This window comes from Lentzea sp. JNUCC 0626, assembly GCF_043632865.1.
In the GTDB taxonomy this organism is placed as follows: domain Bacteria; phylum Actinomycetota; class Actinomycetes; order Mycobacteriales; family Pseudonocardiaceae; genus Lentzea.
Window position 1 is genome coordinate 4977073 of record NZ_CP171635.1, and the last position, 13947, is coordinate 4991019.

Sequence of the window (13947 nt, forward strand, 5' to 3'; positions counted from 1 at the left end):
CCTCGTGACCACGCTGCACATCGCCGATGAAGTTGCCGCCGCCCTGGACGAGAACCGTCCCGTCGTCGCTCTCGAGAGCACCATCCTGTCCCACGGCCTGCCCGCGCCGCGCAATCTCGTGGTCGCCGCACGCCTGGAGAAGGTCGTCCGGGAGGCGGGTGCCGTGCCCGCGACGATCGCCGTGCTCGACGGCGTGCCGCACATCGGTCTCACCGAGGCCGAGCTCGACCGCGTCTGCAACGCGGGCGACCTGCTGAAGCTGTCCCTGCGCGACCTCGGCCCCGCCTACGCGCTGGGCCGCAGCGGCGCGACGACCGTGGCCTCGACCGCCGCGCTCGCCCACCAGGCGGGCATCCGGGTCTTCGGCACCGGCGGCCTCGGTGGAGTGCACCGGGGCGCGCGGGACACGTGGGACGTGTCCGCCGACCTCGACGTGATGGCCACGACGCCGGTTCTGACCGTCTGCTCGGGCGTGAAGTCGATCCTGGACATGGGCGCGACGCTCGAGGTCCTGGAGACCCGGTCGGTGCCCGTCGTCGGCTACCGCACGTCCCGTTTCCCGGCCTTCTACCGTCGTGAGTCGGAGTTCGACGTGCCGTGGCGCGTCGAGAACGCCGCCGAGGCCGCCGCCGTGTTCGCCGCGGGCGGGCGCGGGATGCTGCTGGTCAACCCCATTCCCGCGGCCTTCGAGATGGACGCCGACCTGCACGACCGGCTGCTCGCCGAGGGGTTGCAGAAGCTCGTCGACCAAGACGTGCGCGGCAAGGACGTCACCCCCGTGCTGCTGGAGCACTTCCACACCGCGTCCGCCGGTGTGAGCCTCGACGCCAACGAGGAACTGGTCGTGAGCAACGTCTCCGTGGCCGCCGCCGTCGCCGTGGAGCTCGCGAAGTGAGGCCAGTCGTGGTGGTCGGTGACGCGGGCCTCGACGTGGTGGCCCGCCACACCGGCCCCATCGCCCACGGCGGCGACGTGCGGGCGAAGGTCACCATCGAACCGGGCGGGGCCGGCGCCAACACCGCGGTCTGGCTCGCCGCCTGCGGTGCGTCGCCGGTCCTGGTGGCCCGCGTCGGCGCCGACTCGGCGGGCCGTCAGGTGCACGCCGAACTGACCACGGCGGGCGTGCAGTGCGCGTTCGCCGTCGACCCCGAGCTCGCCACCTGCTGCGTCGTGGTCCTGGTCGACGAGAACGGCCAGCGCTCGATGCTGCCCGACCGGGGCGCGAACGCCCGGTTCTCCCCCGCCGACCTCGACCCGGGCCTGCTCGCCGCTGCGAACGGCCACCTGCACCTGTCCGGGTACGTGCTGCTGGACGCGACCTCCCGGCCCGCCGGGCTGGCCGTGCTGGCGGCGGCACGCGCGGCGGGGTGGACGACGTCGGTGGACCCGCAGGCCGCCGTGCTGATCCACTCGGCCGACGCGTTCCTGGAGGACGTGCGCGACGTCGACTTCCTGCTGCCCAACGCCGACGAGTTGCTCGCCCTGACCGGGTCGTCCGAGCCCGCGTCGGCGAAGGCGCTGCTCTCGCACGTCGGGGCCGTCGTGGTGACGTCGGGACCGGACGGCGCGACGTGGGTCGACGCCGACGAGCTCGTCTCGGTCCCCGCTGAAGTCACTGAGTGCGTCGACTCGACGGGTGCCGGGGACGCGTTCGACGCGGGGTTCCTCGCGGCGTGGCTGGCCGGTGGGTCGAAGCGGGACGCGCTGCTCGGCGGGGTTCGGGCGGGATCACGGGCCGTCGGCGTCGTCGGCGCCCAGCCACCCCGCTGACCTCGTTGTTCTTCCACCGATATATCAGTTGACCAACTGATATATCGGTGTTCAGCCGTCGATGACGGTGGTGTTCTTCGGCGCGATGGCGCGGCGCTCCACCTCGTGGCGGTTGACCTTCTCGGTCTTGCGCGGCGGCCGGTCGTTCGCGATCAGCACGGCCATCCACGGCAGTGGCACCGACAGCACGATGAAGAACAGAGCAAGCCACCAGGTGTGCGCGAACAGAGCCGCGAGGATGAGGCACGGGAAGCGCAGACTCATCATGATCGCGTACTTCTTGCGCCGGGCGGCGTGCTGCTCTTCGTAGGACGGGGCCGCCTCGGTGATCAACACCGGGGTGTCGTTCCGGTCGGGACTGCTCACGACACCACCTCCACTCCTTCATCGTCGCACGTCCGAGTGACGCCCGGGACAGCCGGTCGGCGGTTAACATCCGCGGGTGGTCGCCCTTGATCGCCTCGTGGACGTGCTCGGCAGTCTGGGCACGCATCTGGCCTGCGCGCCGAAGGGTCGCGACGCCGAACTCCGCGGGGTTGCCCTGCACGACCCGGCCGAAAACACCCCGGCCACCGCGGGCGACGTGTTGCTCGGACTCGGCACCCCTTCGGTCGCGGCGGCGGTGCGGCTGGTGTCGTCGACGGCGGCGTCGGCGGTGGTGCTGCACGGCAAGCCGCCGCTGGACGAACGGGTGATCGCGGCGGCGAAGAAGTCCGGTGCGGCCGTGCTGCTCGTCGACCCGTCGGTGCCGTGGAGCCAACTGGCGAACGTCACGCAGACGCTGGTCAACGGCGGCACGCGCACCGGCGACCTGTTCGGGCTCGCGGACGTGATCGCGGGCGTCGTGGGCGGGCCGGTGACGATCGAGGACCAGCAGTCCCGCGTCCTGGCCTACTCCTACCGGCAGGAGGACGTCGACCCCGTCCGCGTGCAGACCATCCTCGGGCGGCGGGTGCCCGAGGAGGCGCGGCGAGCGCTGGACGAGTTCGGCGTGTTCACGCACCTGGCGTCGTCGGACGAACCGATCTTCGTGCCCAAGCTGACCGACCAGCTGGGCAACCGGCTCGTCGCGGCCGTGCGGGCCGGGCGGGAGCTGCTCGGGTCGGTGTGGGTCGAGGTGACCGGGCCGGTGGACGCGGCGAGGTCGGCCGCGTTGGTCGACGGCGCGCGCACGGCGGCGCTGCACCTGTTGCGGTCGCGGGCGTCGACGGACCTCGAACGCCAGGCCGAGGCCGACCTCGTCATCCGGCTGCTCGACCAGCCCGAGTCCGCCGACGTCGCCCGGCTCGGGCTGCCGTCGGCCGACCTGCGGGTGATCGCCGTCCAAGCCCACGCCGGCGAGGGCGAGCACGGCGCCGCGGTGCTCGCGTTCCAGCGGGCGACGGCCGGGTTCGGCTGGTCGCGGCCGGGCCGCAGCGCGTTGTTCGGCAACGTCCTCTACACCGTCATCCCCGCCGCCGACGACGCCGTCGCCTGGGTGCGTTCACTGGTGCGAGAGCTTCCAGCGGAGGCAACGGTCCTCGCGGGCATCGGCAGCCCGGCCGAGGCGGCCCAGCTGCCGACGTCACGGCAGGAAGCCGACGAATGCCTCGCGCTCTCCACCGGCGCACCGGTCGTGTACGACGACGCGTGGGCTCAGGTGTTGCTGCACCGGCTCGCCGCCGTCGCGGAGGCCGGCAGGCTCCCGACCCGCGGGCCGATATCCAACATATTGCGGTTCGACGCGGAGAACGGGACGCAGTACGCGGCGACGTTGCGGGCCTGGCTCGCGAACCAGGGGGACGTGCGGGCGGCGGCGAAGGAGCTCGGCGTGCACCCCAACACGTTGCGCTACCGCATGCAGAAGATGGCCGAGGTGACGCCGCTCCCCCTCGACGACGCCGACCAGCGGCTCGCGATGGCCATCGCCCTCCAGATCACGCGCTGACCCGTCCTGCCGGACATGCGCCGTCAACGTGCACTCAAGTCCACGTTGACTCAGTCAACATGCACTCAAGCCTAGGTGTACTGAGTCAACATGCGCTCAAGTCAATGTTGACTCAGTCAATATGCGCTCAAGCCCACGTGTACTCAGTCAACGTGCACTCACGTCACCATGCACTCGGTCAACGTGCGCTGAGTCCGCGCTGAACCAGGCGGCGTGAAAGCATCTCCTCCCGTGCACCCCGATCTTTCTGCTGACCTGTGCGCCCGTCTGCGCGAAGCCTTCCTGAACGCCGGCTACACCGCCGACGGCGTCGTCGACGCCCTCGGCCCGCAGGCCCACGCCGCGCTCGGCCGCGGTGAACCGGAGCCCGCCCGCCGCGCGAGCAAGGACGCCGGGTCGCTCGGCACGTTGATCCGCCTGTTCCTGCTCGGCGACGAGGAGCCGGAGAAGGACGTCCGCGCCGCCCTCGCCGGTGTCGACATCGACGACGCCGTCCGCAACGAAATCCTCACGAAAGATCTGAGGGCAGGCCTCGACGTCCGGCCGTACGAAGACAACTGGTGGGTCATCGCCGACCTCGACTCCGACCTGCGCGGCGCCGCCGTGCCCGAGGACCACGTGCTCGGCGTCGGTCACGCGTCGATCAGTCTCGCCCGCGCCACCAAGCGCACGCCCGTCGGCACGCTGCTCGACCTCGGCACCGGCTGCGGCGTCCAGGCCCTGCACGCCAGCACGCACGCCGAGCGCATCACCGCCACCGACCTGTCCGAGCGCGCGCTGCGGCTCGCCCAGGGCACGTTCCGGATGAACGAACTCGACGTCGAGACGCTGCAGGGCGAGTGGTTCGGCCCGGTCCGCAACCGGCGGTTCGACCAGGTCGTCTGCAACCCGCCGTTCGTCGTCGGCCCGCCCCGCGTCGACTTCGTCTACCGCGACTCCGGGCTCGGCGGCGACGACGCGTCGGCGCTGGTCATCCGGCAGCTGCCGGCGTTCCTCAACGAGGGCGGTGTCGGCCAGCTGCTCGCGTCCTGGGTGCACCGCAAGGGCGAGGACTGGGAGGAGCGCGTCTCGAGCTGGCTGCCCCGCGGCGGCATCGACGCGTGGTTCGTGCAACGCGACATCGCCGAGCCCGCGCTGTACGTCGGCACGTGGCTCAAGGACGCGGGCGTCGACCCGCGCAGCCCCGAGGGCAGGCAGAAGGCCGCCGCGTGGCTCGACTGGTTCGAGGAGAACGACGTCCAGGGCGTCGGCTTCGGCTACGTGACGCTGCGCCGCACCGACGAGATGCACTCCCAGGTCATCTGCGAAGACCTGCGCCACGCCTACGACGACCCGCTGGGCCCGGAGGCGGCGCGCTGGCTCGACAACGTCGCGTGGCTCCGCGCGAACCCCGATCTGCTCGGGCAGCGGTTCCGGGTCGCCGACACCGTCCTGCTCGAGGAGGTCTCCGAGCCGGGTGACGAGGGCTGGCGCAAGGTCGTCGCGCGGCTGCACCGCACCGACGGGCCGGGCTGGCAGCACGAGGTCGACGAGGCGACGGCCAAGCTGGTCGCCGGCTGCAACGGCGCGTTGCCGCTGGAGGACCTGCTCGCTCTCCTGGAGTTCGCTTACGGAGAAATCGACGCGGAAGCGGCCTTGCCGATCGTTCGTGATCTCATCCGGCACGGAATGTTGATTCCCGCGTGAAAGCGGTTGTGGCGCGCGTCACAGAGGCGAGTGTCGAAGTCGAAGGGAAGATCGTCGGCGCGATCGACGAGCCCGGATTGCTGGTGCTTCTGGGCGTCCACCACGACGACACACCCGAACTGGCGGCCAAAATGGCGCAGAAGCTGCACGGGTTGCGCATCCTCGACGACGAGCAGTCGTGCGAGTCGACCGGTGCTCCGCTGCTGGTCGTCAGCCAGTTCACCCTCTACGGGGACACTCGCAAGGGCCGCCGTCCGTCCTGGACGGCGGCCGCCCGGCCCGAGCACGCGGAACCGTTGGTGAACGCCGTCGTGCAGGAACTACGCCAAAAGGGCGCCCGCGTCGAAACGGGACGATTCAGGGCCGAGATGAAGGTACGGAGCGTGAACGACGGTCCGTTCACGGTGATCGTAGAGCTCTGACTAAAGGGTTCTCAGGCAGTTCTCAGATTAGTCGCGCAACCGCTGTGACAGCGGTGACGTCTTCAGGTCATGGAAGTCGGGAACGAATTCGGAATCGCGTTCGTTACCCAGGTATCAGCCAGCTAGCGATGGGATCCCGAGCGGGCCCGCCGCAACCGGCAACCAGGGCGCAGCGCCGCGCCGCCTTGACCGCCACGCGCGACTGTCCTCACCGACAGCAGCGTCGCCCGCACCAGGGGGAGGGAGATCCATGACCGTCACGAGGATCTCCGACCGTGAAGTCGGAGAGAACACGCCCACCGTCGTCGAGCACGAACTCGACGCGCAGGGACCAGCAGCCGACCTCGTTCGAGTCTACCTGAACGGAATCGGCAAGACCGCGCTCCTCACCGCCGAGGAGGAGGTGGAGCTCGCCAAGCGCATCGAGGCAGGTGTGTTCGCGCAGCACGTCCTCGAGACGGCCAAGCGACTCACGCCCACCCGCCGCGACGAGATGGGGGAACTCGTCCGCGACGGCCGCCGCGCCAAGGACCACCTGCTCAAGGCGAACCTGCGACTCGTCGTGTCGCTGGCCAAGCGCTACACCGGCCGGGGCATGCCGCTGCTGGACCTGATCCAGGAAGGCAACCTGGGCCTGATCCGCGCGGTCGAGAAGTTCGACTACACCAAGGGCTTCAAGTTCTCGACGTACGCGACGTGGTGGATCCGCCAGGCGATCACCCGCGGCATGGCTGACCAGGGCCGCACCATCCGCCTCCCCGTCCACCTCGTCGAGCAGGTGAACAAGCTCGCGCGGATCAAGCGCGACCTGCACCAGACGCTCGGCCGCGAGGCGACGAACGAGGAGCTGGCGAAGGAAGCGGGCCTGAACGTCGACAAGGTCGCCGACCTGCTCGACCACGCCCGTGACCCGGTATCGCTCGACATGCCGGTCGGCACGGAGGAGGACGCGCCCCTCGGTGACTTCATCGAGGACTCGGACGCCACCGACGCCGAGAGCGCTGTCATCTCGGGCCTGCTGCAGGACGACCTGCGCCGCGTGCTCGCGACGCTGGAACCGCGCGAGCAGGCCGTGATCCGGCTGCGCTACGGCCTGGAGGACGGCCAGCCGCGCACGCTGGACCAGATCGGCAAGCGGTTCGGCCTGTCGCGCGAGCGGGTGCGTCAGATCGAGCGCGAGGTCATGTCGAAGCTCCGGCAGGGCGAGCGGGCGGCGAAGCTGCGGGCCTACGCCTCGTAAGTCACCCGTCCGGCAGTATTGACTTGTGACTCAACTCACGGCACGGTCGGGCGTTACCAGAGCCACGCGGTGCCCGCCGTGAGTCGGGTTTCGCACGCGAAGGAAGGTCGGGGCGGCCGGGGGCCGCCCCGGCCTTCCTGTGTTTCAGCCGCCGTAGCGAAGAACACGGTGGACGCGAGCCAGAACGTCCCTTTGGTGGCGGTACGGTTTTCTGATCCGAACTGCACACCGTTGGAGTTGTGTACCCCGTGCCCACCACATTCGAGTACACCGACGTCCTCCCGCTCGCGAAGGACACCGAGACCGAGTACCGCCTCGTCACCTCCGACGGGGTCAAGCTCATCGAGGCCGGTGACCGCAAGTTCCTGGAGATCGCGCCCGAGACGCTGACGCTGCTCGCGAAGGAAGCGATCCGGGACATCCAGCACCTGCTGCGCCCGTCGCACCTCGCCCAGCTGCGCAAGATCATCGACGACCCCGAGGCGTCCGGCAACGACCGCTTCGTCGCGATGGACCTGCTGCGCAACGCCGCCATCGCGTCCGGCGGCGTGCTGCCGATGTGCCAGGACACCGGCACCGCGATCATCATGGGCAAGCGCTCCGAGACCGTCCTGACCGGCGGCGACGACGAGAAGGCGCTCGCCCGCGGCGTCTTCGAGGCCTACCAGGAGCTCAACCTGCGTTATTCGCAGATGGCTCCCGTGACGTTCTGGGACGAGAAGAACACCGGCACGAACCTGCCCGCGCAGATCGAGGTGTTCCACAAGCCCGGCCAGGAGCCCGTCTACGAGTTCCTGTTCATGGCCAAGGGCGGCGGCAGCGCCAACAAGACGTTCCTCTACCAGGAGACGAAGGCGGTGCTGAACCCGAAGCGCCTCGCGTCGTTCCTGGACGAGAAGCTGCGTTCGCTCGGCACCGCGGCCTGCCCGCCGTACCACCTCGCGGTCGTCGTCGGCGGTCTGTCGGCCGAGCAGAACCTCAAGGTCGCGAAGCTCGCCTCGGCCCGCTACCTCGACGACCTGCCCACCGAGGGCTCGGCATCGGGCCACGCGTTCCGCGACCGGGACCTCGAGGAGCAGGTCCTCGAACTCACCCGCAACTTCGGCATCGGCGCCCAGTTCGGCGGCAAGTACTTCTGCCACGACGTGCGCGTCATCCGCCTCCCCCGCCACGGCGCGTCCCTGCCGGTCGGCATCGCGGTCTCCTGCTCGGCCGACCGCCAGGCCAAGGCCCGCATCACCGCCGACGGCGTGTTCCTGGAGCAGATGGAACGCGACCCCGCGCAGTTCCTGCCCGAGATCGAGGGCGAGGACCTGTCCGACGAGGTCGTCAACATCGACCTCACCCGCCCGATGTCGGAGATCCGCGACATCCTCACCCAGCTCCCGGTGAAGACCCGCGTCTCCCTCACCGGCCCACTGGTCGTGGCCCGCGACATCGCGCACGCCAAGATCAAGGAACGCCTCGACGCCGGCGAGGACATGCCGCAGTACATGAAGGACCACCCGGTCTACTACGCCGGTCCGGCCAAGACCCCCGAGGGCTACGCCTCCGGCTCGTTCGGCCCGACGACGGCCGGCCGCATGGACTCCTACGTGGAGCAGTTCCAGGCCGCGGGCGGCTCGATGGTCATGCTCGCCAAGGGCAACCGCTCCAAGCAGGTGACCAACGCCTGCTCCACGCACGGCGGCTTCTACCTGGGCTCGATCGGCGGCCCGGCCGCCCGCCTGGCCCAGGACTGCATCCGCAAGGTCGAGGTCCTCGAGTACCCCGAACTCGGCATGGAAGCCGTCTGGAAGATCGAGGTCGAAGACTTCCCGGCGTTCGTGGTCGTCGACGACAAGGGCAACGACTTCTTCGCCGAAACCTCGACCCCGACCCTGCAGATCAGCTTCCGTCGCTGATCTGCGGGCGTTAGACCTTCTAACGGCCGCGAAACCCCCGATCTAACAGTACGGTTGTACCGCATACTGTCGATCGGGGGTTTCGTCGTGATTCACCACGTCCAGGTCGCCTGCCCCGCAGGCACCGAGAACGACCAGCGCGCCTTCTACACGGGCGTGCTCGGCTGGCCGGAACTACCCAAGCCACCCCTGCTCGCCGCCCGCGGCGGGTGCTGGTTCGCCGTGCCCGGCGGCGGTGAGGTGCACGTCGGCGTCGAGGCCGACTTCCGCCCCGCCCGCAAGGCGCACCCGGCGTTCGTCGTCGACGTGACCCGGGTGGCCGAGGCGGTGGCGGCAGCAGGTCACCCCGTCGTCTGGGCCGACCCGGCGGAGATCCCCGGCCGCCTCCGCTTCCACACGTTCGACGGCGTCGGCAACCGAATCGAGTTCCTGGCCGACGCCTGAACGGCGCTAGGCGGATTCCTCGCGGGCTTCGAGCACCAGGCGGCGGTTGCCCAGCGGTGCGTCCAGGCGGACGGTCAGGGGGACCTGGCGGACCTCCTGCGTGCACATGGTGCCGGGAGGCTGCTTGGTGATGGTGACCAGCGTGATCTGGACGACGTCGGCGGACTGGCCGGTGATTTCGGCCCTCGCCTCCTTGCAGCCGCCGCCCACCCCGAAGACCTCGATGTCGCGGCCGTCGCCGAAGACGTAGGCCTCGTCGCGGTAGGTGTCTGACAACGATGTCGTGTCGACCTTCTCCTTCGCCACGGGCGTGACGTTGGGGGGTACGACGGGCTTCTCCTCCGAGATGGAGACCGGAGGCTGCACGGGGGCGGTCGGGTTGGTGCCGGACGAACCCGGCGTGCCGCTCGAGCCCGGTGCGTTCGTGCTCGTGCCCGTGGGCGAGGTGCCCGACGAACTGGAGCCGGGCGCGCCCGAGTCCGTGCCGGACGAGCAGCCGACGAGCACGACGGCGAGAGCTACGGCAGCGACGGCGTTTCTCATGCGCACCATCCTCGCAAAGCAGGACACAAAGTCCCGGTAAATGTCTCGTGGTTTTGTCTTGGCGGTTCTGTCTTGTTAGAGGGTCTAGCGAAAGTAAGAGGTACCCGGCCGACGGGGCAGGTGCCGGCCGGGCACCGGGGAGGGAGGTCTACTTCTGGTCCTGCCGCGACGTCAGCACGACGGTGCGCTCGGCCAGGGGCTCGGACAGCTGCACGGTGAGCGGAGGGAAGCGAATGTCCATTGTGCACATCTGCTTCGTGAGCGGCGTCGTCTCCAGGAGCTCGATCTTCACGGTGGAAGCGTTCTGCTCCAGCACGGACGCGCTCGCCTTGCCGCAGCCGCCCTCCTGGGCGACGACGCCGACGGTCTTCCCGTCGCCGACGGTCCACACGGTGCGCGGGTAGTCCGGCGTCAGACCGTTGGCGTCGAGCTTGGTCACGGGTGTGCCGTCCGGCGGGACTTCACCGGGTGCGACGTTGGGCGGCGCCTCGGACGACGGGTCCGAAGGCGCGGTGGCGGTCGGTAGCTCGGGACCGCCACCCGCTCCAGGGCTTGCGTTCTGCGCACTGCCACAGGCCGAGATGACGAGCAGCAGGACGCCAGTGCCAACTACGGTTCCTATGTGCCTCATGGTCAGAGGACGGAACCACCGTCACAACGGGTTGCAGGCACTTCTCTTCACAGTTACCGGCTAACGCCGACGCGTCACCGGCTAACGGCGGTTACAGCCTCTCGCAAAGCTGACAGCCTGGCCGCGGATGCGAGACCCCCGTGGTAGAGGTGGAACTCCTCCACGCCGGCGTCGACGTACGCGAGCCACTCCTTCGACAGCGCGGCACCGTCGGCGGGCTTCGGCGGCAACCCCAGGACGTACGCGGCGATCCGCGTGTCCGGGGCGGCGGCGCGCAGGGCCTCGATGCCGGGCACGGCGACGTCCGGTCCCGGCCAGCACATCGTCGTCAGCACGTCGACGTCCGCGCCGACGCCACCCGCGACGGTCGCGAACGGTCCGGTCCCCCACGGGTCCGCCGTCGCGTGCAGGCCGACCCGGATGGAAGGCGCCACCGCACGGATCTCGGAGACCAACCGCTGTCGCAACGACCGCACCACCCCGGTGCGCACGGCCTGAACGTCCTCCGCGAGCGCACCCAACGCTTCCTCAACGTTGGGTGCACCGCGATCGACCCCGGCCCGGACCGCTTCACGCAGGGCATCCGGGTCGGCGTACAGGGCGGTGCAGGCCGAGCAGAAGCAGAGCGACAACAGCTTCTGCTGCACCGCGTTCCAGTCGGTGCCGTCGGTCTTCTCGTGGTGCCCGCCGTGGAAGAACCCCAGCGGCCCGGCGGCCTCCAGGATGATCCCGTCGGGCGCACCGAGCTCCAGCACCTCGGACACCAGCACCGACGTGTACTCGACGACGTCGGGCTGCGCCGTGCACAACGCGTACGGGTAGCGATCCCCGAACGCGTTCACCACGGTCAGGTCCGGGTGCAGGTCGCCCAGCCTCGAACTGTGCGTCAGCACCGTCCACGCGTACACCGGAAGTCCCGCCGCACGAACGAGATCCGCCGCCTCGCCGAACGAGTTCGAACCGTCCACCCAGGACGGTTCGGCCGGCACCAGACGGCCGTACTTCGAGGCGCGCACCGGCAGGTAGAACGCCGCGTGCCGCGCGTCCACTAAACGATGCGACGGGTGCAACGGCGTCGCGGCCCGCACCGTGTGGTACGACGCGGCAAGGGCGATCGCGTCGACACCGAGGTCCTGGTACCGCGCGACGGCCTCAGGGTCTCCGATCAGGTCCCACGGGTAGGCGTGGACAACCGACTTCACCACCGGGGACGCTTCCTCTCGTAGCTCGGGTCGAACTTCTGCATGTAGCCCGTGTCGTCACGAGCCGTGATGCCACAACGCACGTAGTTCTCCGCCATGCGCGCCACCGCGTCGCGGTCCAGCGACACCCCGAGACCCGGCGTGACGGGAACCGGCACCACACCATCCACAAAGGACAGCACACCGGGTTCGACGACCTCGTCGGCCGCGTTCCACGGGTAGTGCGTGTCGCAGGCGTAGTTCAGGTTCGGCGTCGCGGCGGCCAGGTGCGTCATCGCGGCCAGCGAGATGCCGAGGTGGGAGTTCGAGTGCATCGACAGCCCGATGCCGAACGTCTGGCAGATCATCCCCAGCTGCCGGGACCGCTGCAGACCGCCCCAGTAGTGGTGATCCGACAGCAACACCTGCACGGCGTCCTGCTCGACCGACGGCCGCAGGTGCTCGAACGCGACCACGCACATGTTGGTGGCCAACGGCATCGGCGCCTTCGCGGCGACCTCCGCCATCCCGGAGATCTCCGGCGTCGGGTCCTCCAGGTACTCCAGCACGCCGTCGAGTTCGGCGGCGACGCGCAGCGACGTCTCGACCGACCAGGCGGCGTTCGGGTCGAGCCGCAGCGGGTGGTCCGGGAACGCCTCGCGCAGCGCGCGGATCGCCTCGATCTCCTGCTCCGGCGGGAAGACGCCGCCCTTGAGCTTGATCGACCCGAACCCGTACTGCGAGATCATCTTCGACGCCTGCGCCACGATCCCGGCGGGGTCCACGGCCTCGCCCCACTCGTCGGGCTCGGCGCCGGGGTGCCCGTCCCACTTGTAGAACAGGTAGGCGGAGTACGGCACCGCGTCCCGCACCTTGCCACCCAGCAGATCGTGCACCGGACGCCCCAGGGCCTTGCCCTGGATGTCCAGGCACGCCACCTCGAACGGCGAGTACACGCGGTCGACGGTGCTCTCGGCCGTGATCTTCCCGGTCAGCCCGTGCTTGTCCGGCCCGGCCTTGCCACCGAGCACGGCGGCGACTCGCGCGTGCATCTCGTTCAACGCGAAGACGTCAAGGCCGATCAGGGAGTCCACAACGGACCGCGAGCGCTCCAGGTGCCCGAGGTCGCCGTAGGTCTCCCCCAGCCCCGAGATGCCTTCGTCGGTGTGCACCTCGACGATCGTGCGCAGCGCCCACGGCTCGTGCACGCCGGCCGAGTTGAGCAGCGGCGGGTCCCGGAACGCGATCGGTGTCAGAACAATCTCGGTGATCTTCATTCCGACCGCCCTCTCAGCTCAGCAGTGCCTTACCAGCGGCGATGATCTTGTCCAGCGCGGCCAGGTGCTCGTCGGCCGGGTCGACGAGCGGCGGGCGCACGCCCCCGACGTCGAGGCCGTTCGCGCGCACCGCGGCCTTCACCAGAGCGACCGCGTAGCCGGGAACCTTGTCCCGCAGCTCGACCAGCGGCTTGTAGAACTCGTAGAGGAACCGGTTCACCAGCTCGGTGTCACCGGCCTGTACAGCGTTGTAAAAACCGATCGAGATCTCCGGCGCGAAGCAGAACACCGCCGACGAGTAGAGCTCGACCCCGATCGCGCGGTACGCGAGCTGCGTCATCTCCGCGGTCGGCAGGCCGTTGAAGAACTGGAACGGCTTGTCAACGTTGGCACGGACGGACAGCACGATCCGCTGCATCTGGTCGAGGTCGCCCAGGCCGTCCTTGAAGCCGATGACGTTCGGGATCGAGGCGACCTCGACGGCGGTCTCCGGCGTGAACCGCGCGTTGTTGCGCTGGTACACGATGACCGGCAGCTCGGACGCCCCGGCGGCCTCCGCGACGTAGCGCACGAGACCCGCGGGCGGGTTCGTCACCAGGTACGGCGGCAGCAGCAGGATGCCCTGCGCGCCGGCGCGTTCCGCCGCCCGCACGAACTCCTTGGTCTGCGCGATCGACCCACCCGCGCCGGCGAACACCGGCACCTTGCCCGCGGTCGCCTCGACCGCGACGGCGACGGTCCGTTCGAACTCCTCCAGCCCCAGGGCGTGGAACTCGCCGGTGCCGCACGCGGCGAACACCGCGCCCGGCCCGGCGGAGACACCGTGCTTGACGTGCTCGGCGAGCACGTCGTACGCGATGTTCCCCTCGCTGTCGAACGGGGTCACCGGAAAGAACAGCACACCATCGAGTTGCATAACCAG

General features: G+C 69.7%; 14 protein-coding genes. 8 read left to right on the forward strand and 6 right to left on the reverse strand.

Annotated elements, in window-relative coordinates:
- Positions 1–4 precede the first annotated feature (4 nt).
- Both JNUCC0626_RS21980 and JNUCC0626_RS21985 read left to right on the forward strand, forming a co-directional pair.
- Positions 5–895: a pseudouridine-5'-phosphate glycosidase gene (locus JNUCC0626_RS21980; protein WP_394621654.1), complete on the forward strand. Its 891-nt coding sequence runs from the start codon at positions 5–7 to the stop codon at positions 893–895.
- Entirely contained in the window at positions 892–1770 is an 879-nt protein-coding gene (locus JNUCC0626_RS21985; protein WP_394621655.1) for a carbohydrate kinase family protein, read from the forward strand. Before JNUCC0626_RS21980 ends, JNUCC0626_RS21985 begins: the two co-directional genes overlap by 4 nt.
- A 51-nt stretch (positions 1771–1821) precedes the next feature.
- Here JNUCC0626_RS21985 and JNUCC0626_RS21990 read toward each other — a convergent pair whose 3' ends face one another.
- Complete coding sequence (locus JNUCC0626_RS21990; RefSeq protein WP_394621656.1) at positions 1822–2136, reverse strand: DUF3099 domain-containing protein; 315 nt, start codon at positions 2134–2136, stop codon at positions 1822–1824.
- Between the two features lie 76 nt (positions 2137–2212).
- On the opposite strand from JNUCC0626_RS21990, the gene JNUCC0626_RS21995 reads away from it, so the two are divergent.
- The 6 genes from JNUCC0626_RS21995 (at position 2213) to JNUCC0626_RS22020 (ending at position 9393) form a co-directional block, all read left to right on the forward strand.
- Entirely contained in the window at positions 2213–3697 is a 1485-nt protein-coding gene (locus JNUCC0626_RS21995) for a PucR family transcriptional regulator (protein ID WP_394621657.1), read from the forward strand.
- Positions 3698–3910: 213 nt separating this feature from the next.
- Positions 3911–5383: a DUF7059 domain-containing protein gene (locus JNUCC0626_RS22000; RefSeq protein WP_394621658.1), complete on the forward strand. Its 1473-nt coding sequence runs from the start codon at positions 3911–3913 to the stop codon at positions 5381–5383.
- Positions 5380–5805, forward strand: coding sequence for a D-aminoacyl-tRNA deacylase (gene dtd, locus JNUCC0626_RS22005; RefSeq protein ID WP_394621659.1), 426 nt, complete (start codon positions 5380–5382; stop codon positions 5803–5805). The genes JNUCC0626_RS22000 and dtd overlap by 4 nt, the downstream gene beginning before the upstream one ends.
- A gap of 250 nt (positions 5806–6055) precedes the next feature.
- The gene (locus JNUCC0626_RS22010) at positions 6056–7045 is read left to right on the forward strand and encodes a sigma-70 family RNA polymerase sigma factor (RefSeq protein ID WP_394621660.1); all 990 of its coding nucleotides are present in this window, start codon (positions 6056–6058) and stop codon (positions 7043–7045) included.
- Between the two features lie 239 nt (positions 7046–7284).
- On the forward strand, positions 7285–8949 hold the full coding sequence (locus tag JNUCC0626_RS22015) for a fumarate hydratase (protein ID WP_394621661.1): 1665 nt from the start codon (positions 7285–7287) through the stop codon (positions 8947–8949).
- Between the two features lie 87 nt (positions 8950–9036).
- Positions 9037–9393 carry a glyoxalase gene (locus JNUCC0626_RS22020; protein ID WP_394621662.1) on the forward strand — a complete coding sequence of 119 codons (357 nt, stop codon included), beginning with the start codon at positions 9037–9039 and terminating at the stop codon, positions 9391–9393.
- 6 nt (positions 9394–9399) lie between these two features.
- On the opposite strand, the gene JNUCC0626_RS22025 is transcribed toward JNUCC0626_RS22020, so the two are convergent.
- The 5 genes from JNUCC0626_RS22025 to JNUCC0626_RS22045 form a co-directional block, all read right to left on the reverse strand.
- A complete protein-coding gene (locus JNUCC0626_RS22025; RefSeq protein ID WP_394621663.1) occupies positions 9400–9936 on the reverse strand; it encodes a hypothetical protein in 537 nt (178 codons plus the stop codon).
- 148 nt (positions 9937–10084) lie between these two features.
- Positions 10085–10375, reverse strand: a complete 291-nt coding sequence (locus JNUCC0626_RS22030) for a hypothetical protein (protein ID WP_394621664.1) — start codon at positions 10373–10375, stop codon at positions 10085–10087.
- Positions 10376–10641: 266 nt separating this feature from the next.
- Positions 10642–11769, reverse strand: a complete 1128-nt coding sequence (locus tag JNUCC0626_RS22035; RefSeq protein WP_394621665.1) for a hypothetical protein — start codon at positions 11767–11769, stop codon at positions 10642–10644.
- Positions 11766–13025 (reverse strand): glucarate dehydratase family protein, encoded by a 1260-nt coding sequence (locus JNUCC0626_RS22040; RefSeq protein WP_394621666.1) that lies wholly within the window; start codon positions 13023–13025, stop codon positions 11766–11768. The genes JNUCC0626_RS22035 and JNUCC0626_RS22040 overlap by 4 nt, the downstream gene beginning before the upstream one ends.
- Before the next feature lie 13 nt (positions 13026–13038).
- Positions 13039–13941, reverse strand: a complete 903-nt coding sequence (locus tag JNUCC0626_RS22045; protein ID WP_394621667.1) for a 5-dehydro-4-deoxyglucarate dehydratase — start codon at positions 13939–13941, stop codon at positions 13039–13041.
- Between the last annotated feature and the right edge of the window lie 6 nt (positions 13942–13947).